29 protein-coding genes, 1 other RNA gene and 2 riboswitches are annotated in these 24111 nt (G+C 43.2%); of the genes, 19 read left to right on the top strand and 11 right to left on the bottom strand.

Going from position 1 to position 24111, the window contains the following annotated elements:
- The first annotated feature begins 86 nt into the window (after positions 1-86).
- The 13 genes from rlmKL (at position 87) to KUG63_RS04335 (ending at position 10327) form a co-directional block, all read left to right on the top strand.
- Entirely contained in the window at positions 87-2291 is a 2205-nt protein-coding gene (rlmKL, locus tag KUG63_RS04395) for a bifunctional 23S rRNA (guanine(2069)-N(7))-methyltransferase RlmK/23S rRNA (guanine(2445)-N(2))-methyltransferase RlmL (RefSeq protein ID WP_020932047.1), read from the top strand.
- 270 nt (positions 2292-2561) lie between these two features.
- Positions 2562-2855: a putative quinol monooxygenase gene (locus KUG63_RS04390; protein WP_073023150.1), complete on the top strand. Its 294-nt coding sequence runs from the start codon at positions 2562-2564 to the stop codon at positions 2853-2855.
- Positions 2856-2986: 131 nt separating this feature from the next.
- Positions 2987-3412: a potassium channel family protein gene (locus KUG63_RS04385; RefSeq protein WP_015006744.1), complete on the top strand. Its 426-nt coding sequence runs from the start codon at positions 2987-2989 to the stop codon at positions 3410-3412.
- Between the two features lie 147 nt (positions 3413-3559).
- Positions 3560-4402: a S1 RNA-binding domain-containing protein gene (locus tag KUG63_RS04380; protein ID WP_015006745.1), complete on the top strand. Its 843-nt coding sequence runs from the start codon at positions 3560-3562 to the stop codon at positions 4400-4402.
- A gap of 21 nt (positions 4403-4423) precedes the next feature.
- Positions 4424-4645 carry a DUF3622 domain-containing protein gene (locus tag KUG63_RS04375; RefSeq protein WP_015006746.1) on the top strand — a complete coding sequence of 74 codons (222 nt, stop codon included), beginning with the start codon at positions 4424-4426 and terminating at the stop codon, positions 4643-4645.
- A gap of 23 nt (positions 4646-4668) precedes the next feature.
- A complete protein-coding gene (locus tag KUG63_RS04370; protein WP_015006747.1) occupies positions 4669-5397 on the top strand; it encodes an ABC transporter permease in 729 nt (242 codons plus the stop codon).
- Between the two features lie 5 nt (positions 5398-5402).
- Positions 5403-5816, top strand: a complete 414-nt coding sequence (arfB, locus tag KUG63_RS04365; protein WP_015006748.1) for an alternative ribosome rescue aminoacyl-tRNA hydrolase ArfB — start codon at positions 5403-5405, stop codon at positions 5814-5816.
- Between the two features lie 110 nt (positions 5817-5926).
- Entirely contained in the window at positions 5927-6265 is a 339-nt protein-coding gene (locus tag KUG63_RS04360; protein WP_015006749.1) for a zinc ribbon domain-containing protein YjdM, read from the top strand.
- 83 nt (positions 6266-6348) lie between these two features.
- Positions 6349-6636 (top strand): DUF2607 family protein, encoded by a 288-nt coding sequence (locus tag KUG63_RS04355; protein WP_020932042.1) that lies wholly within the window; start codon positions 6349-6351, stop codon positions 6634-6636.
- Between the two features lie 68 nt (positions 6637-6704).
- Positions 6705-8087 (top strand): hypothetical protein, encoded by a 1383-nt coding sequence (locus KUG63_RS04350; protein WP_287554192.1) that lies wholly within the window; start codon positions 6705-6707, stop codon positions 8085-8087.
- A 57-nt stretch (positions 8088-8144) separates the two neighbouring features.
- Positions 8145-9044 (top strand): metal ABC transporter substrate-binding protein, encoded by a 900-nt coding sequence (locus tag KUG63_RS04345; protein WP_015006751.1) that lies wholly within the window; start codon positions 8145-8147, stop codon positions 9042-9044.
- Entirely contained in the window at positions 9041-9793 is a 753-nt protein-coding gene (locus KUG63_RS04340) for a metal ABC transporter permease (protein ID WP_015006752.1), read from the top strand. Before KUG63_RS04345 ends, KUG63_RS04340 begins: the two co-directional genes overlap by 4 nt.
- A 297-nt stretch (positions 9794-10090) precedes the next feature.
- Positions 10091-10327, top strand: a complete 237-nt coding sequence (locus tag KUG63_RS04335) for a hypothetical protein (protein WP_015006753.1) — start codon at positions 10091-10093, stop codon at positions 10325-10327.
- A gap of 166 nt (positions 10328-10493) precedes the next feature.
- Here KUG63_RS04335 and KUG63_RS04330 read toward each other — a convergent pair whose 3' ends face one another.
- The 6 genes from KUG63_RS04330 to gcvT form a co-directional block, all read right to left on the bottom strand.
- Positions 10494-11489: a carbohydrate kinase family protein gene (locus tag KUG63_RS04330; RefSeq protein ID WP_015006754.1), complete on the bottom strand. Its 996-nt coding sequence runs from the start codon at positions 11487-11489 to the stop codon at positions 10494-10496.
- Entirely contained in the window at positions 11486-12940 is a 1455-nt protein-coding gene (gene gcvPB, locus KUG63_RS04325) for an aminomethyl-transferring glycine dehydrogenase subunit GcvPB (RefSeq protein WP_020932037.1), read from the bottom strand. The genes KUG63_RS04330 and gcvPB overlap by 4 nt, the downstream gene beginning before the upstream one ends.
- A gap of 16 nt (positions 12941-12956) precedes the next feature.
- Entirely contained in the window at positions 12957-13454 is a 498-nt protein-coding gene (gene tpx, locus KUG63_RS04320; RefSeq protein WP_015006756.1) for a thiol peroxidase, read from the bottom strand.
- A gap of 11 nt (positions 13455-13465) precedes the next feature.
- A complete protein-coding gene (gcvPA, locus tag KUG63_RS04315; protein ID WP_287554188.1) occupies positions 13466-14830 on the bottom strand; it encodes an aminomethyl-transferring glycine dehydrogenase subunit GcvPA in 1365 nt (454 codons plus the stop codon).
- A gap of 4 nt (positions 14831-14834) precedes the next feature.
- Positions 14835-15224 (bottom strand): glycine cleavage system protein GcvH, encoded by a 390-nt coding sequence (gene gcvH, locus KUG63_RS04310; RefSeq protein ID WP_016390493.1) that lies wholly within the window; start codon positions 15222-15224, stop codon positions 14835-14837.
- A 65-nt stretch (positions 15225-15289) separates the two neighbouring features.
- Positions 15290-16381: a glycine cleavage system aminomethyltransferase GcvT gene (gene gcvT / locus KUG63_RS04305; RefSeq protein WP_015006759.1), complete on the bottom strand. Its 1092-nt coding sequence runs from the start codon at positions 16379-16381 to the stop codon at positions 15290-15292.
- A gap of 43 nt (positions 16382-16424) precedes the next feature.
- Positions 16425-16526, bottom strand: a riboswitch (glycine riboswitch).
- A gap of 17 nt (positions 16527-16543) precedes the next feature.
- A riboswitch (glycine riboswitch) is annotated at positions 16544-16632 on the bottom strand.
- Between the two features lie 150 nt (positions 16633-16782).
- Between gcvT and KUG63_RS04300 the strand changes: the two genes are divergently transcribed.
- Positions 16783-17019, top strand: a complete 237-nt coding sequence (locus KUG63_RS04300; protein ID WP_016390492.1) for a TIGR02647 family protein — start codon at positions 16783-16785, stop codon at positions 17017-17019.
- Positions 17020-17021: 2 nt separating this feature from the next.
- Here the strand turns inward: KUG63_RS04300 and KUG63_RS04295 are convergent, their stop codons facing one another.
- The 4 genes from KUG63_RS04295 to KUG63_RS04280 are packed head-to-tail and all read right to left on the bottom strand — an operon-like array spanning position 17022 to position 21301.
- Positions 17022-18203, bottom strand: coding sequence for a UbiH/UbiF/VisC/COQ6 family ubiquinone biosynthesis hydroxylase (locus KUG63_RS04295; protein WP_287554185.1), 1182 nt, complete (start codon positions 18201-18203; stop codon positions 17022-17024).
- The gene (gene ubiH, locus KUG63_RS04290; protein WP_287554184.1) at positions 18203-19402 is read right to left on the bottom strand and encodes a 2-octaprenyl-6-methoxyphenyl hydroxylase; all 1200 of its coding nucleotides are present in this window, start codon (positions 19400-19402) and stop codon (positions 18203-18205) included. The genes KUG63_RS04295 and ubiH overlap by 1 nt, the downstream gene beginning before the upstream one ends.
- Positions 19392-20717: a Xaa-Pro aminopeptidase gene (pepP, locus tag KUG63_RS04285; protein WP_277642205.1), complete on the bottom strand. Its 1326-nt coding sequence runs from the start codon at positions 20715-20717 to the stop codon at positions 19392-19394. The genes ubiH and pepP overlap by 11 nt, the downstream gene beginning before the upstream one ends.
- 20 nt (positions 20718-20737) lie before the next feature.
- A complete protein-coding gene (locus KUG63_RS04280) occupies positions 20738-21301 on the bottom strand; it encodes a UPF0149 family protein (protein WP_015006764.1) in 564 nt (187 codons plus the stop codon).
- Positions 21302-21424: 123 nt separating this feature from the next.
- Between KUG63_RS04280 and KUG63_RS04275 the strand changes: the two genes are divergently transcribed.
- The 5 genes from KUG63_RS04275 (at position 21425) to rpiA (ending at position 23721) form a co-directional block, all read left to right on the top strand.
- Entirely contained in the window at positions 21425-21643 is a 219-nt protein-coding gene (locus KUG63_RS04275; RefSeq protein ID WP_015006765.1) for a TIGR02449 family protein, read from the top strand.
- Positions 21644-21645: 2 nt separating this feature from the next.
- Entirely contained in the window at positions 21646-21948 is a 303-nt protein-coding gene (locus KUG63_RS04270) for a cell division protein ZapA (protein ID WP_015006766.1), read from the top strand.
- A 217-nt stretch (positions 21949-22165) separates the two neighbouring features.
- Positions 22166-22345, top strand: a non-coding RNA gene (gene ssrS, locus KUG63_RS04265) — 6S RNA.
- An 8-nt stretch (positions 22346-22353) separates the two neighbouring features.
- Entirely contained in the window at positions 22354-22977 is a 624-nt protein-coding gene (locus KUG63_RS04260) for a 5-formyltetrahydrofolate cyclo-ligase (protein ID WP_287554181.1), read from the top strand.
- Positions 22978-23064: 87 nt separating this feature from the next.
- A complete protein-coding gene (gene rpiA / locus KUG63_RS04255; RefSeq protein WP_020932027.1) occupies positions 23065-23721 on the top strand; it encodes a ribose-5-phosphate isomerase RpiA in 657 nt (218 codons plus the stop codon).
- Between the two features lie 79 nt (positions 23722-23800).
- Here rpiA and KUG63_RS04250 read toward each other — a convergent pair.
- Positions 23801-24111, bottom strand: a 311-nt coding sequence (locus KUG63_RS04250) for a tryptophan 7-halogenase (RefSeq protein ID WP_287554179.1), incomplete at its 5' end; no start/stop codon positions are given.

The following is a 24111-nucleotide window of genomic DNA, read 5'->3' as shown; positions in this document are numbered from 1 at the left end:
CTTAAGTTTTTACCGCTAAGGACCCAGCCTTCTTAGTTCGTTGCAAATCAAGCACCACTAGCCGACCCACCTTAAAAAGGATATCCATGCCACAACTCAATAACTATTTCGCGACAACCGCCAAAGGCATGGAGCTGATCTTAGCCGACGAACTGGAACAAATCGGCGCCTTGCAAGTAAAACCAGCTGCCGGTGGAGTTTATTTTGAGGGTGAATTGGAAATGGCTTTACGCGTTTGCCTATGGTCTCGCCTTGCTAATCGCGTCTTAGTGCCCTTGGCTCGATATGCAGCACAAACACCTGAGCAATTGTATGCCGGTGCCTTAAAAATAGATTGGTCCAAGCACTTCGATGTCTACAACACTTTTGCCATTGACGCTTCTATTAGACGTTCAAAAATTAACCACTCGAGATATGCCGAGCAAGTGATCAAAGATGCTATTGTCGACCAATTTAAAGAAGCAACAGACGAGCGGCCAAACGTCCAGCGTGAGCAACCAGACATTCGCATTAACGCATATATCAATGAAGATAAAGTAACGCTTAGCTTAGACTTATCTGGCGACAGCTTACATCGTCGTCATTATCGTACTGAGTCTGTAGAAGCGCCATTAAAAGAGAACCTTGCCGCGGCTATTTTAATTCGCGCAGGCTGGCCAAAGATAGCCGCCGAAGGCGGTGCTTTATACGACCCCATGTGTGGATCAGGCACTTTTTTAACAGAAGCCGCCATGATGGCCGGCGACATTGCACCTGGCTTGCTGCGTGAGTATTTTGGCTTTCAAGCATGGAAACACTTTAACCCCATAATATGGCAACGACTGATAAAAGAAGCCGAATATCGCCGAGAAAAAGGCCTACATAACATCCCACCCATCACCGGCTCTGATATCAGCATCAAACACGCTGGCATTGCTAAAGCCAATATTAAAGCGGCTCATCTTACTGACGTTATTAAGGCCACCAGCTTACCGCTTACAAAAGTAGCCCCCGATCCGTCATGGAAACCTGGCTTGTTTATCGTTAACCCACCGTATGGTGAGCGACTCGGCGACATTAAACAACTCAAACCCTTATATCAAGAAATTGGCAGCATCCTAAAGGCCCGCTTTAACGGCTGGCACGCCTCTGTGTTTACCGGTAATGTTGAACTTGCATTTAATGTTTCATTAAAGTCACATAAGTCGTACCAACTATTTAACGGCGCTATCGCTTGTAAAGTCTTTAACTTTTCGGTGACCCCAGAACGGCACTTTGAAGGACAGCATGCCAGTCAGCAACAACACATTGGCGACAATTTAAAAAAAGCCTTACTACCGACACCCGGTGATTGGAGCGACGGCGCTACCATGCTGGCAAACCGCCTGCGCAAAAACATTAAAAAACTCTCCCCTTGGGTGAAGAAAAACAACATCCATTGTTACCGCTTGTACGATGCAGACTTACCCGAGTACGCATTGGCCATTGATGTTTACCAAGGCGAAAAAAAGTGGGTACATGTACAAGAGTATGAAGCCCCAAAAACCATTGATGAGGCTAAATCTATTCTACGTCTTCGTGATGCCTTAGCCGTTATGCCAGAGGTATTAAACATCCCTCCCCAGCAATTATCACTGAAAATTCGCCGTCGCCAAAAAGGTCGCACACAATACGAAAAACAAGGTACCGATGGTGGTTTCCATGAAGTCAGCGAAGGGCAGGCAAAGTTTCTCGTCAACTTCAAAGATTACCTCGATACAGGTTTATTCTTAGACCATCGCCCGATACGTTTTTGGATTGGCGAACACGCCGGCGGTAAACAGTTTTTAAACTTATTTGCCTACACAGGCGCGGCAACTGTACATGCGGCACTGGGCGGTGCCACCACGTCTACAACTGTAGATATGTCAAAAACCTATTTAGATTGGGCAAAAAATAATTTTGAGCTAAACCATTTAAACTTAGACAAGCACCAGCTTATTCGAGCTAACTGCATGGAATGGCTTGATACTGCCGTAGAAGAGCAAAAAAAGTACGAGCTTATCTTCATTGACCCACCCACTTTTTCCAACTCAAAACGGATGGACAATGTGTTTGATATTCAACGTGATCATGTTGAATTAATTAATAAAGCGGCAAAGTTACTAAGCAAAAAAGGCACAATGATCTTTTCAACTAACTTTCGAAAGTTTAAATTAAACGAAGCCTCGCTCACCCACTTGGCTGTTCAAAATATTAGTCAAAAAACAATATCAAAAGACTTTGAACGAAATCCAAAAATACATTATTGCTGGTCACTAACACACCGTTAACCCGTTTTAAATATTCAAAAACGTACACGATAAAACAGCTTGCTTACTCATTTTACTGTTAGGCCAGTTTATTAGTCGCTGGTTTTGGCCTGATTCTCGGTTTATAAGGCCTACTCCCAAATATCGAGTTTTTCGTTCTTCACAACGCTTTATTCCCTTATGTAACGGTGAATAAAGCCCAGTCTCAGGGTATTTCCTCATTCTTGCGGGCTTTAGTTTATAGGCATATACTGGATAGTCCTACGGGCAAACCATGTAAAAGGTATCGCTATGACAGTTGATGTTATTTTAGATTTACAAGTTAACCCTGAAAACCGAGAAGAGCTATTAAGCGTTTTTATGTCGATCCTACCCGACACACGTGCCTTCAAAGGCTGCCAAAGTGTTTCGGTAACCAGTGATGAGGACGATAGACACCATATTGTTTTACTTGAAAAGTGGGACCAACGCAGTGACTACGAAAGCTATATGGCCTGGCGGACGGGGCGTGGCGATATTGATAAACTCGCCAATTTATTATCATCACCGCCTACTACCCACTACTTGACCACTGTCCCAATCTAACCCCACTCGACCTAGTGGCGGAATACCCTTAAGGCCGATAAATCGTTCATACGTATGAACACGATAATTTTCTGCCCGCCAGTATACAATCAACCAATAACCATTACGTTTAGCCCCTATTCCTCAAATCAATGTTTCATATATTTTTTTTAAATTCGCTCGTTGTCGCCATTGCTGTGATCATCCATTACGAATTTTTATACCGTGTTTCTCGATATATCCCAAAAATGAAATTAAAGCATCGACTGAGAATACTGTTTGGCGTTTTTACTGCGCTTATTGCGCATGCGGTAGAGGTTTGGGTCTTTGCCTTTGCGTTTTACTTTATGCATCATGCTGAAGGCTGGGGGCATTTAGAAGGCAATTTTGATGGTAGTTTGCTTGATTGCACGTATTTATCTTTCACCACCTTTACAACCTTAGGCTTTGGGGATATTCAACCCATCGGTGATTTGCGCCATTTAACCGGCTTAGAGTCATTAACCGGGCTGGTATTAATCACCTGGACGGCCTCATTCTTATATTATGAAATGCAACGTTATTGGGATAATCGATGACGCAGCAATGTTAACCTTCGGTCACGCCGCTCTTTGGCAAACACAGCGTCAATAAAGCGTCTTGATGCAAGGAAGCCATCTGTTTTAATCATTTAAACTGTCAACGACCTGTATAATTGCCAGCACACCGAATATTAGGAGTAGACCATGGTTACGCTAGGAAAAACACATCAATTAGAAGTCATCAAGTCGCTCGACTTCGGCTTTTATTTAGATGCTAAAGAATTAGGTGAAGTTCTCCTGCCAAACAAGCAGGCTCCAAGTGATTTAACCGTTGGTTCGTTGATTTATGTTTTTTTATACCTCGACTCAGAAGACCGCCCGATTGCCACCACAAAAAAGCCCAAAGCTCAGGTTGGTGAATTTGCCTACCTAACAGTCGTGGCACGTACACATGTGGGTGCTTTTTTGGACTGGGGGTTAGAAAAAGATGTTCTTGTACCATTTGCTGAACAACATCGACCAATGGATGTTGGCAAATCCTATTTAGTCTACTTATACCTCGACAAGAATGATGGGCGCATTGTCGCTTCATCAAAAATAGACAAGTTCATCGATGATGAAGCACCTCATGACTTTACCCCACAACAGCAAGTTGACCTTATCATTGCGAACAGCACCGACTTAGGCTTTAAAGCCATCATTAACCATTCACATTGGGGGGTTTTATACAAAAATGATGTCTTCCAAAAATTAAGTTTCGGGCAATCAAAAAAAGGGTTTATTAAACGTATTCGACCCGACGGTAAAATAGACTTAAGCCTCCAAGGCGGCAAAGAAACACGCGATAAATACAGTAAAATTATTCTTAATTATTTAAAAAAGAACCATAACTTTGCACCGGTTCACGATAAATCCAGCCCAGAAATCATCTCTGACACCTTCGGGATGAGCAAGGGTGCGTTCAAAAAAGCCATTGGTGGTTTATATAAGCAGCGCATTATCAATATCGAAAAAGATGGCATACGCTTGCTAGAAACAGATTCTTAAACTCAAGACAAACTTATACTTATGAGCATTACTAAAAAGTACACTTTTCAAACTTCCGCAGAAAAAGATAGCTGGAGAGCCGACATCATTCGTCGCGCCAGTTCAAAAAACACGGTTATTTCTAAAACCCAAACGGGGTTTAAATCAGAAGCTGAAGCCGTCCAATGGGCAGAAAAAGAACTCGCCTTGTTTTTAAAAAAGCAAAGCGCTCGAAACAAGCGCCAAGCAGATAAACGCACCTAACTAATACAGTTAACAGCGATTAGATGGGACACGATATTCAAAATATTCCTCTGTTAAATCTAGCGCTATCTTTTATCCCTGTTCTTTTCGCCTTGGCTATTTTGTTTAAATGGTCATTAGAGTCAAGCAACGCACTTTATGCCCTAGCACGCATGTTGGTTCAGTTGCTTTTAGTCGGCTACCTGTTGAGCTACATTTTTAACGCTGATAATGCTGCCATTGTTATCACTGTTCTAGCTATTATGGTCTTTGCCTCCAGCTGGATTGCTCTAGGCACGATCCCGATAAAGCGTAACCTATTGTATAAACAAGCCTTTCTCTCCATTATTGTTGGTGGTGGTTTTACCCTGCTGGTTATCACTCAAGGTGTACTTAATTTAAAACCATGGTATTTGCCTCAAATCATCATTCCATTAGCTGGAATGATTTTCGCCAATGCGATGAATAGCGTTAGTTTAGCCGCTGAGCGTATCCATGCAGAAATAGATCGCCATGTCTCTTACTTGGAGGCGCGGCGTATTGCACTTCATGCCTCACTGATCCCGGTTATAAACTCGCTATTTGCGGTTGGCCTAGTCTCTTTGCCGGGCATGATGACCGGGCAGATACTATCTGGGGTATCACCACTGATTGCTGTGCGTTATCAAATTATGGTGATGTGTATGATTTTCGCCTCTTCGGTACTCTCGGCTGCCTTTTTCCTTGTTTTGGCTAAACCAATATTTAGCACCCGTTTTACTAAACCGCAATAAAGTTCATGTTAGTCATCACCCCTCATATCACCCTTGCTGATGATGAAATTAAGCTTACAGCTATCCGCGCGCAAGGAGCTGGGGGGCAAAATGTAAATAAACTCTCATCGGCCATTCATTTACGTTTCGACATTAACGCATCCTCCCTGCCTGAGCTTTTTAAACAACGATTATTAAGTCGACAAGATCACCGTATTAATAATATGGGTATTATCATCATTAAGGCTCAGCAATACCGCACCCAAGAAAAAAATCGTGCCGATGCGCTAGAACGCCTAAAACAGATCATAAAAAGCGTAACGGTTAGTCAAAAAGCTAGGCGAGCAACCTCGCCTAGCAAAAATGCTAAGAAAAAACGGACTGATAATAAAACTCAACGCGGCCAATTAAAAAAGCTACGTGGCAAACTAACCGAATAACCTAAAATCATTAATCGCTAAACACCCCCTTAGTCCTTTTAACTGGCCAATAAGACAGGTAAAAACTTATAATGGTATTTCCCCCATTAGCTCACACAAAAGGATCTAACATGAGTGCTTTACCTAATTGCCCCCAATGCAACTCAGAATACACCTATGAAGACGGGACTGTGTATATCTGCCCTGAGTGTGCTCATGAGTGGTCCGCCAATTCAAGCGAAACCGACACTGACAAATTAGTCATAAAAGACTCAAACGGTAACCTTTTACAAGATGGTGATAGCATCACTGTTATCAAAGACTTAAAGGTTAAAGGCTCTTCATCTGTTGTAAAAGTCGGCACTAAGGTAAAAAATATTCGCTTAGTTGAAGGCGACCATGACATTGACTGTAAAATCACTGGTATTGGCCCAATGAAGCTGAAATCTATATTTGTAAAAAAAGCATAGCCGTTATATATTGCCTAGTTGTTTAGAATGACTCTAAAATCAGCTGTCGGTATTAACCTTCAGCACATATTCCATTTCAATAAATGAAAAAACGGCAACAAGTCTTAATACCTATTGCACTGATAAGCATGATGCTTATCAGTCAAATGGCTGCGCTTGCCCATTCTGTAGAGCATTCCTTTCACAAAGCCAGCCATTCGTGCACGGTATTTGTCCAGTGTGAAAAGTCTAGCAATGGACTCGTTTCGGCTATTCGACTCCCCGCTGTTCCACTATTGTCTAAAACACATGTTGATGGCATTCCCACTCAGCAAGTTCCTCTACTAAAAACAGCTTATTTCGCTCGCGCACCTCCCTTTACTTTCTTGTAAACCACATTTTAACGTTACGCGATGGACTGACCTTGCGTGACTACCTTTTTGTTACAGGAGAGTTACTTATGCGTAAAGCATTTACTATGGCTGCAATAATCGCCAGTTTAATTATTTCTACCCCGGCACTTTCTAACACTGAAATTGCCTTATTAAAACAACAGCTAGACACCCTTAAAAAGAACTATGAACAACGCATTGAGGCCCTTGAGTCTAGATTAATAGAAACCGAAAAAAGAACGCAATATGTCGAACTTAAAACACAGGAAGCAGCAGTTAAACCGAAACAGAGCAGCTTCCTGACCCAAAATTCTTTCAATCCAGCCATTAGCCTTATTCTCGATGGTCGTTTTGCCGACATGAGCAATGACCCCGATGATTACGCATTGCCCGGCTTCATGCTCGGTGGCGAATCTGGCCTAGGTAGCCAAGGGTTTGCAGTGGGCGAAAGCGAACTGGTCATGAGCGCTAATATTGACAACACGTTTTATGGCAAAGCCACTCTTGGCTTTCATAATGATGACGGTAGCACCGAAGTAGACCTAGAAGAAGCCTATATACAGACATTAGGTTTAGGGAATGGCCTAACTATCAAGGCCGGTCGTTTCTTTTCTGCCATGGGGTATCTGAATGAACACCATGTTCACACTTGGGATTTTGCCGATGCGCCGTTAATTTATCGCGGCTTATTTGGCGACCAACTTAGGGATGATGGTATTCAACTAAGTTATATAGCACCGACCGATACTTTTTTACAGTTAGGCGCAGAAATTATGAGTGGTAGCCAATTCCCATCCGCTGGCGAGCAAAGTGGTATTGGCGCAGCAACAGTATTTGCTAACATCGGTGGTGATATCGGCATCGAACACAGTTGGCAATTGGGTTTAAGTCATTGGCAAGCTAATAACATAGAAGGTCGTACAGGTGGTGGCCATGCCCATGGTGAAGAAGATAGCGCTGAAGAAACCCCATCTTTTGATGGCGATAGCAAAATAAACGCTGTTGATTTTGTCTACAAATGGGCGCCCAATGGTAACCCTAAAAACCAACATGTTAAGGTACAGTTTGAATATTTTGACCGTAAAGAAAACGGCACCATTAGCATGCTAAACAGTGGCCCACCTCTAGAAGAAACCAGCTTCGACGGCCATCAAAAAGGCTGGTACGCACAAACTATTTATCAATTTAAACCTCGGTGGCGAGCAGGGCTTCGTTATGACCAGTTAGAAAGTGATAACACTGGCTTCGATGACGATGTGTTAATGGAAGCAGGCTTAGATAGCGACGGTTTTAAACCTAAACGTATGAGTGCAATGATCGAGTGGTTACCGAGTGAATTTTCTCGGATACGGCTGCAATTTAACCGTGATAAATCCTACCAGGAATCAGATGATCAGATTTTCTTACAATACACTACTAGCCTAGGCAGTCACGGCGCTCATCAATATTAAAAACAAATCGCACAGGCCTTTTGTGCCTGTGCGACATTCATTCGTTTGGAGACAATTATGTTACATCCATGGAAAAAAAAATTTATTTTATTACTCACTCTGCTCAGCCCATTTTACGCCCACGCTGAACTCAATATATTTGCATGTGAACCTGAATGGGCAGCGCTAACTAAAGCTCTCGGTGGTGATAAAGTACACGTCAACAGCGCTACAACTGCGATGCAAGACCCTCATCATATACAAGCACGCCCTAGCCTGATTGCCAGAATGCGCCGCGCCGACCTGTTAGTTTGCACAGGTGCAGACCTCGAAACAGGCTGGCTTCCTTTATTACTACGTAAATCTGCTAACCCTAATGTGCAGGTCGGTCAAACAGGCTATTTTATGGCTGCTGACTACGTTAGCCTGATGGACAAACCAACCGTGCTTGATCGTAGTCTCGGTGATATTCATGCTGCCGGAAACCCTCACTTTCACCTAGATCCTAAACGCATCGCTCAAGTCTCCGTGGCCTTAGCTGACAGGCTAGCAATGATTGATCCCTCTCATCAAGCATATTACCAACACAACCTAGCAACCTTTACTCAGCAATGGCAACAGGCAATGCAGCAATGGGAACAGCGAAGCAAACCATTACGCGATAAACCTATCGTTGTAAGCCATAATAATTGGGTCTATCTATCAAGCTGGTTAGGTTTAAAGCAAGTAGCAACTCTAGAGCCAAAACCCGGTATTCCAGCAAGTAGCACTCACCTTGCTAAGGTACTAAGCACATTGAAAAAAGAACCTGCTCAGATGTTACTTTATGCTAGTTACCAAAGTGATAAATCGGCACGTTGGCTAAGCAGTAAAACGGCGCTCCCCGCCATTGCTTTACCCCTCAGCCCTGATAATAATGAAACTCTAATTAATTGGTTTGATCGACTCCTCAGTCAATTATTAAATGTTACATCATGAACATTGAAGGACTTCAACTTTCGATTATTGGGCCGGCATTTATTGTCGGCCTACTGGTCCTCGCAACGCATGTCCCCCTTGGGCAAGAAGTTCTAAAACGCGGCATTATTTTTATTGATCTAGCTATTGCACAAATGGCTGGTTTAGGGGTTATCGTAGCCTGGCATTTTGGCTGGGAAGCACATGGCTGGGAGGTTCAAGTCGCCGCTTTATCTGCTTCTTTAATCGGCGCATTAGGCTTAAGCTGGGCCGAAAAGCACTGGGGAAAACACCAAGAAGCCCTTATTGGCATTAGTTTTATCTTAGCCGCTACCGCTAGTATTTTGCTGCTTGCTAATAACCCACATGGCGGTGATTCACTGAAAGACTTACTGGTCGGTCAAATATTATGGACCACTAGTGATCAACTTTTACCTACGGCCTTGGTAACCTGCTTAATTGTCTGGCTATTATTTAACTTTCGAAACCGCTTAGGTAATCTTGTTTTTTACATTTTATTTGCGTTAGCGGTTACCAACTCTGTTCAACTGATCGGGGTGTATCTAGTGTTTGCGAGCTTAATTATTCCTGCACTGGGTAGCCTGGGGCATAAAAAACCACTCTTAATTGGTTTTCTCATTGGTGCCACCGGTTATGGGTTTGGCTTAATTGGCTCATCATTATTTGATTTACCCAGCGGTGCTGTTATCGTCTGGAGCATTGCAATAACTGCCTTATTATTCAAATTTATTGTCAAACCAGCTTCATAGCAGCTTAATTAACAATTAAGCGCTCATTAAAGACCTAAAAGGTAACTGTTCTTCAGTCAGCTCTTAACTTTAACTTTCAACGGAGGCTCTAGTATTTAAAGAGCCTCCATTTCTATCAGCACAGCCGATTAACCGCCATTTAAGGCTGTGAAAACTACTGGCTAGGCTAGCCTCAGCAAGCTGTTTTCATAAGCTAACTAGAGACCCAGCACGCCAATAAAATTTATATTCTTGTGTTGACATAAAAGATATAGCATGAGATATTGTGCACCGCATCATTTAACAAAGGAACAGATTATGACAACCATAGATGAACTAGAAACCAAGTCTAAAGAGGCCATTACACACGCAACCGAGCTAAACGAAACGCTTGTTGAAGGTGCCTCTAAAGCAACAAAAGAAACAGGTATTTTCTATAAACGAATTATTGAAGGCAAACCAACAGACCTTTATCACATTACTAACGCTTTTAAGAAAATAATGGCAAACAACATTGAAGCAACTCAGCAATTTTTTAACTCATTTAAAAAATAAATGACCGCTTCGCTGTAACAATAGCTAATATGAGTCGTGTATTTCGCGACTCATGTTAGCCAATACTGTTAACCAGCCGTTGATAACGGCTTGGTTAGCTTTAGGGCTTAATGTCGTCATTGCACGACGATATAGGTCGTCCTACACCCCTTTTATAACAACTTCTTTAAAATGAGCCGCCAAACTGTTCTGCATACTGCATTTTGAGCTCATCTAGCGTCACAACATGGTTTTGCGTACCCGCATGGGCTATTTTAATCGCCCCCATTAGCCCCGCAATACGCCCTGTTACTTCCCAATCCAAGCCATTCATCAAGCCGTATAGCAAGCCACCGCGATAAGCATCACCACACCCTGTGGGGTCGACCAATGCTGTTGCTTTTGCAGGCGGAATATCGATACGCTCCGTCTTGGTATAAACCAACGACCCTTCTGCGCCTTTAGTAATAATTAATGCCTCTACTTGCTCAGCTATTTCATGTGGTGAAAGGCCCGTCTTTTCTTGCAACATCGCCGCTTCATAATCATTTAAAGTCACCCATGTTGCTTGTTCAATAAACGTTTTTAATTCATCGCTATCAAACATTGGCATACCTTGACCCGGGTCAAAAACAAATGGAATACCCGCTTCAACAAATTGCTTAGCATGTTCAATCATCCCTGCTTTACCATCCGGGGAGACTATTCCAATGCTTATATTCGCATCGCTAGGCACCTTGTTAAGCTCGGAGCGTCCCATTGCGCCAGGGTGAAAAGCAGTAATTTGGTTATCATCCATATCACTGGTGATATAAGCTTGACCGGTAAAGTCATCTTCCAGCACTTTTAGATAGTCTTGCTTTACGCCTGTTTTAAGCATCCATTGCGCATAAGAAGCGAAATCTTTACCCACTGTTGCCATGGGCAATGCGTTTTCACCCAACAAATGTAAATTATAAGCAATATTGCCTGCACAACCACCAAACTCACGGCGTAACTCAGGTACAAAAAAGGATACATTCAACATATGTACTTTATCGGGCAATATATGGTGTTGAAATTTATCAGGAAACACCATAATCGTATCAAATGCCATTGAGCCACAAATTAATGCTGATTGAGGCTTAGCGTTCATGTCAGCACCCGCTTCGGCATTTATATCCTTTGACTCTACAGCACTCATTGGTTTAACTCCTGCCATACTACATCCAACTGTTTAACCGCTTTGACATCATCTAAGCGTCTTACAGGTAGACTATAAGGCGCATTTTTTAAGCTTTCTGGCTGCATTTTTGCCTCATCTAAAATTTTCGCCATCGTGTCGACAAATTCATCGAGCGTTTCTTTAGCTTCAGTTTCTGTTGGCTCAATTAACAAACACTCAGGTATTAACAATGGGAAGTAGGTTGTTGGCGCATGGAAGTCATAATCCAAGAGACGTTTCGCCACATCCATCGCCGTTACATCAAGTTCTTTTGCTTGTTTTTTAAGCGTTAGAATAAATTCGTGTGTAGCACGCCGCTCAGGGTATGCAGCGTCATAACCTGCCGACATTAAACGTTTCAATAAATAGTTTGCATTCAAGGTCGCAAAGTCTGCAACACGTGACATCCCCTCTCTACCGAGCATTTTTGCATAGATATAAGCTCGTAACAAAACACCCGCATTACCTGCAAAAGCAGACAAGCGACCAATCGTCTTAGGGCAATCTTGTTCATCTAATAACACGTACTGCCCTTCTTTCTTACCAACAATTGGTACTGGCAAGTACGGTTTCAAGCGCTTGCTGACGCCTACTGGCCCTGCCCCTGGCCCACCACCACCATGTGGTGTAGAGAACGTTTTGTGCAAGTTCATATGAATCACATCAAAACCCATATCACCGGGGCGTACTTTACCCAAAATGGCATTCAAGTTAGCCCCATCGTAATACAACAACCCCCCGGCATCATGCACAATGCCAGCGATCTCTTTTATTTTACGATCAAAGACACCTAACGTACTTGGATTTGTCAGCATAATGCCCGCAGTTTGCGGGCCAATCGCCTCTTTTAGCGCCTCAATATCAACATCACCATTCTTTCCAGTGGGGATTTCTCGCACTTTATAACCACACATAACAGCCGATGCTGGGTTAGTACCATGTGCCGCATCAGGGACTAAGATTTCACAACGCGCCGTATCGTTACGCTCATCGTGATAGGCTTTAATCATCGCCACACCCGCGAACTCACCTTGAGCACCGGCCGCAGGAGACAAAGAGACTGCCTGCATCCCTGTAACCTCTTTTAACATGCCTTGTAGTTCATACATGCACGATAAAAACCCCTGACCGTGCAAGCTAGGCCCAAGTGGGTGCCGCCCAGTAAATTCAGGTAAACTCGCTAGCGTATTGCAGGCACGTGGGTTGTATTTCATCGTACAAGAACCCAACGGGTAAAAATGCGTATCTATCGAGAAGTTTTTCTGAGATAAGCGCGTAAAATGACGCACCACCTGCATTTCTGAAACCTCAGGTAAATTTGGCTTGGAGGTTCTTAAGGCGTCTGCAGGCAATGAAGCCAAAGCTTCATTATCTTGCGGCAACTGAGCGTTTGACGCCCGCCCACTGTGCGATTGCTCGAATATCAGCATGTCAAATTTATCTCTTTTATAGTGCGGCTAATGCTGTCTCGTAATCCGGCTCATCGGCAATTTCAGCCACCAATTCTGACGTTTTTACATTATTGTTTTCATCTAAACTAATTAACGCTCTCGCTGTAATACCTTTCAGCGGTCCATCACCAATCAGCACACCATAATCTTTTGCGAAGTTACGATCGCGCATCATTGACAAGGTAACGACATTTTCTAAGCCCTCGTCGCCACAAAAGCGCGACATTGCAAATGGTAAATCCGCCGATACAACAAGAATCACTGTATTAGGGTGGCTCTTAGCGTATTCATTCAATTTTTTGGTTGATAGCTGACAAGTTGGTGTGTCCAAGCTTGGCACAATGCTAATTATTTTCTTTTTACCGGCATAATCTGCGAGCGATACATCGGCCAACTCTTTAGTTGTTAGGCTGAAGTCTGGCGCGTTTGAACCCACTGCAGGAACATCGCCGTTTGTATGAATCTCATTACTTTGTAGTGTAATTGTTGCCATGGTTATTTCTCCTATCCGTTTAATAATGTATCGAGCGTCGTTGCAAATTGCTCAATGTCGTTTTCTGTGCGTGTTTCAGTAGCACAAACCATCAAGGCATTACCTAATTCAGGGTAATGCGCAGACACTTCAAAACCAGCCAAAATATGGTGCTCTCGCGCCAACGTATCAATTAATTGTTTAACGTCCATGTCCAACTGAAGAACGCACTCATGAAAGTTGGGAGCATTAAACACTGTTTTCACACCCTTTATAGCTTGCAAGCGATTGCGTAAAAGTTGGGTGTTTTTATGTGAATTGAGTGCTACTTTTTTAAGTCCCTCTGGACCAAGCAAGGACATATAAATAGTTGCCGCTGTTACCAATAACCCTTGGTTTGTACAAATATTTGATGTCGCTTTTGAACGCCTAATATGCTGCTCGCGGGCCTGCAACGTTAAGGTGAACCCTTCTTTACCATCTAGATCTGTTGTCCGACCAATAATTCGACCAGGCATTTGTCTAACATGCTTTTGTTTACAGCACATAAAGCCAAAATACGGCCCGCCTGACGCTAACGGAACACCCAGTGGCTGGCCTTCCCCACAAACAATATCAACACCTGTTTGCCCCCACTCACCTGGTGGTTTTAACAATGCCATGGCTACTGGGTTAACCACAGCGATTGACAGCATTTTATTCTCAGCTGCCCATGCAGTTAAAGCATCTACGTTTTCTATCACACCAAAAAAGTTAGGCTGGGGAATCACCAAGGCAGAAAAATCTTCGCCTGAAAACGAGTCGAGCGCATTTAAATCAGTTTGGCCCGTTTCTGAATCATACGGCACGGCCACCAGCTCAATATCTTGATTGTTGACAATCGCCTCTGTTACTGAACGATAAACAGGGTTCGTCGTCACCGGCATTAATATTTTCCGTGATTTAGACTTTTTATTCGCACGCACCGCCATTAGAACAGCCTCAGCGAGTGCCGAAGCACCGTCATACAGCGATGCATTTGATACATCCATGCCCATTAAACTAGCCATCATCGACTGAAATTCATACAACAACTGTAAGGTTCCTTGCGAAGCTTCGGCTTGATAGGGTGTATACGCACTATAAAACTCACCGCGCGTGGTTATTTCCCAAACAGCAGCAGGTATATGGTGTTCGTAAGCACCGGCACCTAAGAAGCATAGTGGTAAGCCATCTTGTGCCGCACGGTCTCGAAGTAGACGAGTCACTTCCATCTCGTTCATACCTTGTGGGATTTTCTCTAAATCACCACACCGTAAATCTGCCGGGATTTCATCAAACAAGTCTTCAATACTATCCGCGCCAATGACCGATAGCATTTGTTCGATATCTTGCTCTGAATGGGGAATAAAGGGCATATTATTACTCGTCGTCGATTAAGTTTTCGTAGCCTTCAGCAGCCAATAAATCATCCAGCTCACTGGCATCAGTTGGTTTTACGACAAAAATCCAACCCTCGTCATATGGTGACTCATTAATTGCTTCTGGACTATCTTCTAATGCGTCATTAACCGCTACAATTTCCCCTGTTACGGGGCTATAGATATCTGACGCCGCCTTTACCGACTCAACAACACTGCACTCATCGCCTTTACCAACAGCTTGACCAGCCTCAGGTAACTCAACAAAAACTAAATCTCCCAATAGTTCTTGCGCATGATCGGTTATCCCAACGCGAATATTACCATCGGCTTCCAGTAATGCCCATTCATGAGAATCCGCATATTTTCTATCATCAGGTGTATTTGACATGTTTTTTCCTCTCTTTGTCCCCAAGGGCACTTATTTCGTTTAAGCGATCATTTCGCTTGATGTTGTTATAACGTTACCTGTACGTCCCCATGACGAACAAAACAAGGGCTGACTACCCTTGCCGTTTTAAGTTTGCCACGAATATCAATTTTACATGTTTCAGCAATATTTGCTGGTACACGTGCCAGCGCAATAGAACGTTCCATTGTCGGCGAATACCCGCCACTGGTTATTTCGCCAGTAGAGCCATCTTGCAAGACGACTTTTTGATGCCCTCTGAGAATGCCTTTATCTTCTAGCAGCAGACCTACAAACTGATCGCTGACACCGTTAGCGTTTATCGTCTCAAGCGCTGAACGGCCAATAAAGTGACGGTTTTCAGGTTGAAAGGCTACCGTCCATGCTAAGCCAGACTCTAGAGGATGTTTGCTTTCATCCATATCTTGACCGTATAAATTCATACCTGCTTCCAGCCTTAACGTATCTCTTGCGCCCAAACCACACGGTTTAACACCCACTTCGATTAACTGTTTCCAAAAACCTTCTGCTTTCTCTTCGGGCAGTATAATCTCAAAGCCATCCTCTCCGGTGTAGCCGGTTCTGCCAATAAACCACTCACCATACCAACAGGCACTAAATGGTTTAATTTCAGCTGCCGACAGCCCTAACCGCTCCGGTAATAATGGGCAAACTTTTTGACGAGCCTTTGGACCTTGTACTGCAATCATTGCCAATTGAGGCCGCTCTGTCACGGTCACTTCAAATGTGTCGGCTTGCTTTTCAATCCACGCTAAATCTTTCTCTCGCGTTGAAGCATTAACCACTAGACGATAATTATTATCGTCTAAAAAATAAACAATAAGGTCATCAATAATGCCCGCTGCTTCATTCAGCATGCAACTATATAAAGCTTTTCCCTGTCGAGCTAGCTTCGCCACATCATTCGCTAACAGGTATTGTAAAAAAGCTTTCGCTTGCGCGCCATTAATATCAATAACAGTCATATGCGACACATCAAACATGCCAACCGATTGTCTGACCACATGGTGTTCATCTATTTGCGAACCATAATTTACTGGCATATCCCAGCCACCAAAATCCACCATTCGGGCACCCAGTTCACGGTGCGCATCATTTAAAATTGTCTTTTTAGTCATCTAATTTCTCCGCACAAAAAAAGGGCGGCACGCGGAAACCACATGCCGCCCCTCTGTCCAAAACCTGAAAGTTTAAGAGCTTTTGCCCTCTTGCCTCTTCGGTGGGCTAAACGTATCCGCCTAACCTCTCTCCAGAGTCAACTGATTACCGGCAAGCCGGTAAATTCTCTTATGGTCCATTTGCCTGAGCGATTCCGAGCGAATTGCGCCTTCGGCGTCGGTGTTATACCGATCTCTCCCAAAAGAGGTTAATTGATAATCCATTGTACCCTGCTAAAGTCACTATTTCCATCAACAAAAATTTTCAAGCCATCGGATCTTTTTGCCCACACTGAAAAATAGTGTTACTGTTTCACCCACATTAAAAAGAATGTATGCGGTCCAACTTAGGGGGATTAATAATGAAATTCAACCAAGAACTCATTGATGAACTTAACATCCTTATACAGTACGATCTTAGCAATACCGAGCAGGGCATAAAAATACATCACGACGCTAGCCCAGCAACTATTGATGCCGCCGCTCGCTTGTTCGATAAAGGGTTAATCGACAAAAAAGATGGCGGATATTTAACGTCTATTGGCAGAAAGGCGGCCGAACACACACTGTCTATTTCGGGCCTACTGACAACTGATTGAACTTAAACCCCCATAGCATATTTGCAAATTTGGTTTTTCAATAACGCCGACTGGTTAATCAAACCCATACCCGAACTTCTAGTCAGCTTAATAAGTGATTGATCTGCAGCGAAAAGCCGTTTAAAGCCATCCATAATGCCCATCATTAACAAATTGTCGCCCTTACGCTGACGCTCATAACGTCGCAATACCTGCTCACTGGCTATATCGCGTTTTGCTATATGTGCTTTTAACACCACATCGGCTAATACCGTAGCATCTTTGAGCCCCAAATTTGCGCCTTGCCCTGCAAGCGGATGAATGGTGTGAATCGCATCACCAATCAAAACCATTCTCTGCTGACAATATTGCGATGAAAACTGTAACGCTAATGGAAATGCTCCGCGTTGGCTTACCAACTCAAGCTTACCAAGCTGCTGCTCAGACGCCTCTACTAACGCTCTACAAAAATCCGAGTCCGACAAGGCTAAGTAACCTTCTGTTGTTTCCACCGACGATGTCCAAACAATAGAGATCAAACCATCTCGTAAAGGCAATAAAGCTAAAGGACCTTCTGGCAAGAACCGCTGCCAAGCAGTATTTTGGTGTGGTTTTTCCGGTTTAATTGTCGCCACCAGCGCTTTTTGCTGATAACTCCAACCATAGTGCTCTATTCCACTTAGTTGCCGTATTTTAGAATTTGATCCATCAGCGCCCACCAATAGCTGGGCGTTGATCTGGGTATTCTTTGACAACTGAATCGACACACCATCTTCATTAGTCTCAAAACTCATCAATTGCGTTAATTTAAAAACATCGCAGCTTTTTAACTGCTGTAGTTTTTTCCATAACGCTAAGACAGTAATGCGATTTTCCACCACCGCACCCATCTGCATTTCACCAGCCTCGGCCGAATCGATGGCTAACTCACCACTACCGAAATGATCCCACACATACATTTTTTCAATTGGTTGCTCACCCAATTGAACAATCTCGTCCCAAACCCCTAATGATTTAAACACGTTAATCGAGGCAAGGGTGAGTGCAGAAACACGTAAATCATAACTCTCCTGAGGCCATTCAGCAGATGGATCACCAGCATCCACCAGGGCAACCGAGATGCCTTTTTCAGCCAACAAACAAGCCATTGTTGCTCCCGTTATGCCGCCACCAATAATCGCTACTTGGTATTTTTTTTCGCTCATTAACTGACCTTTAACCTTGCGATTGGAGCGCCTAAGCCCATAGCCTGTCGCGCAAACTCGTTCTTCAACAAGGGGATGTTGTCCAACATTAACAAACCACTATTTCGCATCACACTCAGCGCCGCGTTATCTGTTGAAAATAATTTAATCACACTGTCGGTAAACCCTGTTATTAATGCTTGGTCTGTTTTGCGATGTCGCGCATAGACTTCAAGCACATCATCAAGCTCCTCATCTTGCTGCGCTGAGATGATCACCCCTGCTAACATGGCTGCATCACGCAGGCCAAGATTAAACCCTTGCCCCGCCACTGGATGAAGTTGGTGTGCAGCATTACCAATCAACACTACTCGATTTGAAATATTCTGCGGGACATGCGACAGACTCAATGGAAACATTTGGCAGCTTCCCGCTAGCGACAACTCCCCTAACCACTGCCCAAAGCGTAATTGCAACCTCTGCAGAAAAGCGTCCTCTGATAGGTTTTTCACCTGTTCGGCTATACTAGACGGCATTGTCCAAACTAACGAATAAAGCCCATCAAAATGCGGCAACATCGCAATTGGACCTTCGCTAGTAAACCGCTCATAAGCAACGTCATTTTCATCTGACTCAACATGTATTAAGCCCGTGATCGCTTGCTGATCGTAAGGATATTCTTTTAATTCAAAAGGGCCTAGTTGACGAACTTTTGACAGCCCGCCATCCGCACCAACTAATAGTTTGCAAGACAGTGTTTGCTCTTTCCCATTAACACTAACAATCACCTCTACACCGTTGTCATTAACCGTATAATCACTTAGCGTTGCCGGCGATAAAACATCAACCGTGGTAGCTGCCAACCTGGTCGAAACAACCGACTCAATGCACCTAGCCTCTACCACATACCCCAGCGCCTCAACCTGCTGGTTTTGTGCTGACAGTCTCGTTTTACCAAAACGTCCTTTATCGGAAACATGTATATGCCGTATTGGCATCGCTTCATCACTCAGCTCTTGCCAACTATTTAGCTGTTCAAGAATTCCCCTACTACCCCAAGACAAGGCTATTGCTCTTTTCCCTACACTATCGGCTTGTTTTTCATCGATGGTCTTTGCCTCTACAATAGCAACACGGCGCGATGTCTGGCTCAGCGCCAAACCTAGACATGCACCGACCATCCCACTGCCAATAATAATAAGATCGTAATCAGTCGTCATTAACCTTGCTCATCAGCGACTCGATGTCTTTAATTTCTTTAGGCACACTACCAGTCAACACTTCATGCCCTTTTTTAGTGACAAGCACATCATCTTCAATGCGTATCCCAATCCCACGCCACTTTTTATCGACTTCATTAGCATTTGGGTGAATATACAAACCAGGCTCAACGGTCAACACCATGCCGGGCTCCAGCAAGCGCCATTGATCATCTAATTTATAATCCCCAACATCGTGTACATCCATCCCTAACCAATGCCCTGTACGATGCATATAATACGGCTTATAGGCCTCATTTTTAATCAATGTTGACAAGCTTCCTTGCAATAAACCAAGTCTAACCAAACCTTTTGTTAACACCTCAACCGCAGCATCATGCGGGTCGTTCCAATGATTACCGGGCTTAACTTGCTCTATAGCTGCGTACTGGGCATCTAACACTAATTGATAGAGCGCTTTTTGCTCTTCATTAAACACACCATTTACGGGGAAAGTTCGGGTAATGTCAGATGCATATTTTTTCCACTCACAACCCGCATCAATCAACAATAAATCACCATCATTTAATACGGCATTATTATCTATGTAATGCAGAACACATCCATTATGCCCACCACCGACAATCGCTGGGTAGGCTTCTTGCTGTGCGCCATGACTCATAAAACAGTGCTTAAGGTTTGCCTCAACTTGATATTCATACATCCCCGGACGACAAGACTGCATAGCCTTAATATGTGCTTTAACTGATATTTTTGCCGCCTTTTTCATCCATTTAATTTCTTGTGCTGACTTTATAAGCCGCATTTCATGCAAAATATGATCTGACGAAATAAACTCTGCGGGTGCTGATACCCCTGCCCTAGAGCGGCCTCTTACTTGCTGAGACCAATCCATCAATTGTTGGTCAAAATCAGGCTGTGCCCCCATTGGGAAATACAACCGATTTTTATTTTCCAATAAGCCAGGCAAAATATCATCGATATCATCAATCGGAAATGCATCATCTACAGCATAATCACGAACCGCGCCTTCTAAGCCCGCACTCGCCCCTACCCATAAAGCGGTTTTCTCATCATATTCTCGGCAAAATAAAACATACTCGCCTTGTTCCCTACCTGGTACAAACACAATCACCGATTCAGGCTCATCAAAACCGCTTAAATAAAAAAAGTCACTGTTTTGACGAAAATGAAATTCCACATCGCTATTACGTTGCATAATAGATGCGCTGGCGATCACCGCAATATTCCCTTCACCCACCATGCGTAAAAATTGCTGCCTTCTACGGGCAAATTCTTTTTGCTCTTCTATCACAAAGCCTCCTTTATATCTCGCTAGTGAAGCGTTGGTTGTTCCGTTGATGAATCGCTATCTGGTTGCAGTTCTTGCATTAAAATTTGCACGCCCATCCGCACGTATTCTTGTAACTCCATAAACGCTTGTTCATCTGACTCATCTGAGTTGTCGGCATCTAAACGTGAAATCTCCATTAAATCTCTTAATATGCCTCTACAGTCCTCACTCCAATCTTTATCATCACCGACCCCCATATAAGCCACGCCATATAAAAAACCCTGGCACCATTCACTCATGGCAACTGCCCGCACACCAATCCGTTCTTCCTCATCGGGTAGCAACAAGTCAAAAATAAACTCATCGGTTTTGAGCAATTCCAATGTACCTTGAAACAAACCAATTAAGCCTTGCTTATCCTCATTCGTTAAGGCTTTTAGCTGATCTTCCGTATCAAATATTGCACTTATCCAACGATTAAAGTCTGCATCAAATTGCACACATAGCATGCCTGACGCCAAGCCATGTGCTTCAGACACATTCATACCAGCATCATGCTCATCAAAAATTAACTGCAAATCCTCATAATTACCTAAACGTTTCACTGCCCACTCCAAACAATTTATCAATGTGGCTATGCTATCATTACGTGACCGAGGCACCAAAACTTACCGACTATATTACTAACGGTATTGACCTTCTCAGCAATCACACCTACTATTTATCTTGTGAATAAAGAACAAAACCCAGAAATTGACTTGCAACACCTTGAGCAGAAAATTGACGCACTTGTTCAAGTGTGCCAAAACCTGCATGAAGAAAACCAACAACTCAAGAGCCAGCAAGCCGATCTCATTCAACAACGCAGTGCTTTAATGGATAAAACTGAAAAAGCTAAAACGCGTATTGAGTCAATGATTTCTAGGCTTAAATTAATGGAAATATAAGCATGTCAACTTCCACGACTGTCACCTTACACCTACTAGATAAAGAGTACCGAGTCAGCTGCTCTGAAAATGAGCGAGCAGGGCTTGAGTCTTCTGCTCGGTTTTTAGATGAAAAAATGCAAAGCATTAAAAAATCCGGACGAGTAGTAGGCTTAGACCGCATAGCCGTAATGGCTGGCCTCAATATCACACATGATTTTTTAGTTGAAAACCAAAAAAAAAGCGGCGCCTCTTTAAATATTAGTGACAAAATAATCGCCCTTCAAAATAAACTAGACTTTGCCATAGACGCCTTCGGTAAATAGTTTTCCTACTTTAACTTTAATTTGCCCTACTCATTAAATTAGATAGACTTCATACGACATCAACCGCAATCTGTTTAACCTTAGCTGCAAAACGAAGCGGCTTTACACTCTTTAGAAAACATCTTGATCAGCTGTAAAATAATAAAAATATTTTTTATCTCTCTTTAAATATAAAAATATACTGTTAATTTTTTTTCATAGGGTTACACTGTCAGTGCGTTTCCTGCGGTGTTCGAGTTAAGGTGAAATGCCCTTGGACCTAATTACCTACCCGGGAAGACAGATCATTTTGTTGGTGTGCACGCTCTACATAGAGAAGCCTAATGCAAATGTCCGACTCCCACTTGAACCTATCGGTTCAAGGTAGAAACCTGAATACGGCACTGGCGGGAAGCGCCCTATTTTATGACCCAATTAATACCTTCCTTAAGACAATCATTACGACGCAGACGTAACGCTATTTCGACCTCTGATAGAGCCCGATTTGATTACAGCATCAACCAACATTTGTTAAAAACAGGACTTCTTCTTCGCTCCTCAAGTGTTGCGAGTTACCTCGCTAATGATGGTGAACCGACACTCAATTTATTCATACAAGCTTGCTCAAAGACCCGCTGCAAACACTATCTCCCGGCTTTAAATAAGCAAAGACTTAGATTCTCTTCTTATCTATGGGGCGATCCATTGGAAAACAATCGATTCAATATCCCCGAGCCTGCCAAACAGCTCTATTTACCTGCTAAATTATTAACCAGCATACTTATTCCTTTAGTGGGTTTTGACCAGCTAGGCCATCGCATAGGTATGGGTGGCGGCTACTATGACCGTACACTCAATTTTATGTTGAGTCCGGCATGCAAAAAAAAACCGCTCTTAGTGGGTATCGCTTATAGCCTGCAAATGGTTGATACTATTAAGCCTGAAGCCTGGGATGTTCCATTAGATGCCATCGTCACAGAGCTTGGAGTGGTCTGCTTTTCAGCCAAGGCAAAACAACGCCTACTAGGCGACTCATCCCATGCATTATAAAAAATGATGATTAAATAACTTCTAACTACGCTTAGATGCGATATATCATACGAATACTTCTTAACAACTAACGCCAATCTTTTAATCATGCAAGACGACTTAAAAAAACTAGCCGCACAAGCCGCTATCCCGTACGTAAAGAACTGCCGTATTTTAGGCATTGGTACCGGCTCAACGGTCAACCACTTTATTGATTTATTGGCTCCTCTTAAGCATCAATTTGAAGGTGCCGTTTCAAGTTCAGAGGCCAGCACAGAAAGGTTATTGGCTTTAGGCATCCCGGTTCTTGATTTAAATGCCGTGGGCACTTTAGATATTTATGTTGATGGAGCCGATGAAATTAATACGAATTTAGAACTCATAAAAGGTGGCGGTGGTGCCTTGACCCGTGAAAAGATTATTGCCGCCGCCAGCAAACACTTTATTTGTATTGCCGACCATAGCAAGTTAGTCTCACGATTGGGCAAATTTCCGCTGCCTGTAGAAGTCATTCCGATGGCTAGAAGTTATGTGGCTCGAACCATATCAGCACTTGGTGGTCAGCCCGTCTGGCGAGAAAATTTTATTACTGATAACGGCAACGTCATTTTAGATATTCACCGTTTAGATATTTTAGAGCCAATGAAACTGGAAAACACACTCAATAACATTACCGGTGTTGTAACAACAGGCCTATTCGCTAACCGGTCGGCTGATACTGTTTTGCTTGCCAGTGAACAGGGGACCCAAACCTTAACGCTTTAAACCAAAGCCTCCAGAACATTTATTTCAGGCAAAAAAAAGGGGCTAAAAGCCCCCTAGTTTTTATTTTTATTATTATTTTTTATGCAGCTCTTCTAACTACAAAAGAAACTGTCTTTCCCCTCTCCTTGCTCTTAAAATGAATAATACAGTGTTTTTGCAAAAAAGTTACCAATTTACCTGCATCAAGGTGATAAGCATAATTTGCTACATGGGCATATTCAGGGGTTGTATTTTGTTTGGGGGCCAAACCGTTATCACACAGCTGACTCTGAAAGGAAGTCGCATCAGAAAATGAAATGTCAGAGGCTTTGCTTTGCCAATAGGGGACTAAATTAATATCATTGTAACCCTGTGGTAGAACAAAAGGATGGGCGTAACGATCATCATCTT

This window comes from Cycloclasticus sp. (assembly GCF_019090545.1).
GTDB lineage: Bacteria > Pseudomonadota > Gammaproteobacteria > Methylococcales > Cycloclasticaceae > Cycloclasticus > Cycloclasticus pugetii.
The sequence above is the reverse complement of the archived record's forward strand: the minus strand, read 5'-3'. Positions and strand labels throughout refer to the sequence as shown.

Bases quoted from the DNA above. Each gene is read 5' to 3' on its own strand.
- KUG63_RS04300 (WP_016390492.1), top strand. From the start codon at position 16,783: ATGAAATTCAACCAAGAACTCATTGATGAACTTAACATCCTTATACAG.
- KUG63_RS04350 (WP_287554192.1), top strand. From the start codon at position 6,705: ATGCGTAAAGCATTTACTATGGCTGCAATAATCGCCAGTTTAATTATT.
- KUG63_RS04390 (WP_073023150.1), top strand. From the start codon at position 2,562: ATGACAGTTGATGTTATTTTAGATTTACAAGTTAACCCTGAAAACCGA.
- arfB (WP_015006748.1), top strand. From the start codon at position 5,403: ATGTTAGTCATCACCCCTCATATCACCCTTGCTGATGATGAAATTAAG.
- KUG63_RS04270 (WP_015006766.1), top strand. From the start codon at position 21,646: ATGTCAACTTCCACGACTGTCACCTTACACCTACTAGATAAAGAGTAC.
- KUG63_RS04370 (WP_015006747.1), top strand. From the start codon at position 4,669: ATGGGACACGATATTCAAAATATTCCTCTGTTAAATCTAGCGCTATCT.
- gcvPA (WP_287554188.1), bottom strand. From the start codon at position 14,830: ATGCCCTTTATTCCCCATTCAGAGCAAGATATCGAACAAATGCTATCG.
- gcvT (WP_015006759.1), bottom strand. From the start codon at position 16,381: ATGACTAAAAAGACAATTTTAAATGATGCGCACCGTGAACTGGGTGCC.
- KUG63_RS04295 (WP_287554185.1), bottom strand. From the start codon at position 18,203: ATGAGCGAAAAAAAATACCAAGTAGCGATTATTGGTGGCGGCATAACG.
- gcvH (WP_016390493.1), bottom strand. From the start codon at position 15,224: ATGTCAAATACACCTGATGATAGAAAATATGCGGATTCTCATGAATGG.
- KUG63_RS04260 (WP_287554181.1), top strand. From the start codon at position 22,354: ATGACCCAATTAATACCTTCCTTAAGACAATCATTACGACGCAGACGT.
- KUG63_RS04360 (WP_015006749.1), top strand. From the start codon at position 5,927: ATGAGTGCTTTACCTAATTGCCCCCAATGCAACTCAGAATACACCTAT.
- KUG63_RS04340 (WP_015006752.1), top strand. From the start codon at position 9,041: ATGAACATTGAAGGACTTCAACTTTCGATTATTGGGCCGGCATTTATT.
- rpiA (WP_020932027.1), top strand. From the start codon at position 23,065: ATGCAAGACGACTTAAAAAAACTAGCCGCACAAGCCGCTATCCCGTAC.
- tpx (WP_015006756.1), bottom strand. From the start codon at position 13,454: ATGGCAACAATTACACTACAAAGTAATGAGATTCATACAAACGGCGAT.
- ubiH (WP_287554184.1), bottom strand. From the start codon at position 19,402: ATGACGACTGATTACGATCTTATTATTATTGGCAGTGGGATGGTCGGT.
- KUG63_RS04380 (WP_015006745.1), top strand. From the start codon at position 3,560: ATGGTTACGCTAGGAAAAACACATCAATTAGAAGTCATCAAGTCGCTC.
- KUG63_RS04375 (WP_015006746.1), top strand. From the start codon at position 4,424: ATGAGCATTACTAAAAAGTACACTTTTCAAACTTCCGCAGAAAAAGAT.
- KUG63_RS04345 (WP_015006751.1), top strand. From the start codon at position 8,145: ATGTTACATCCATGGAAAAAAAAATTTATTTTATTACTCACTCTGCTC.
- rlmKL (WP_020932047.1), top strand. From the start codon at position 87: ATGCCACAACTCAATAACTATTTCGCGACAACCGCCAAAGGCATGGAG.
- KUG63_RS04335 (WP_015006753.1), top strand. From the start codon at position 10,091: ATGACAACCATAGATGAACTAGAAACCAAGTCTAAAGAGGCCATTACA.
- KUG63_RS04385 (WP_015006744.1), top strand. From the start codon at position 2,987: ATGTTTCATATATTTTTTTTAAATTCGCTCGTTGTCGCCATTGCTGTG.
- KUG63_RS04330 (WP_015006754.1), bottom strand. From the start codon at position 11,489: ATGAGTGCTGTAGAGTCAAAGGATATAAATGCCGAAGCGGGTGCTGAC.
- KUG63_RS04355 (WP_020932042.1), top strand. From the start codon at position 6,349: ATGAAAAAACGGCAACAAGTCTTAATACCTATTGCACTGATAAGCATG.
- gcvPB (WP_020932037.1), bottom strand. From the start codon at position 12,940: ATGCTGATATTCGAGCAATCGCACAGTGGGCGGGCGTCAAACGCTCAG.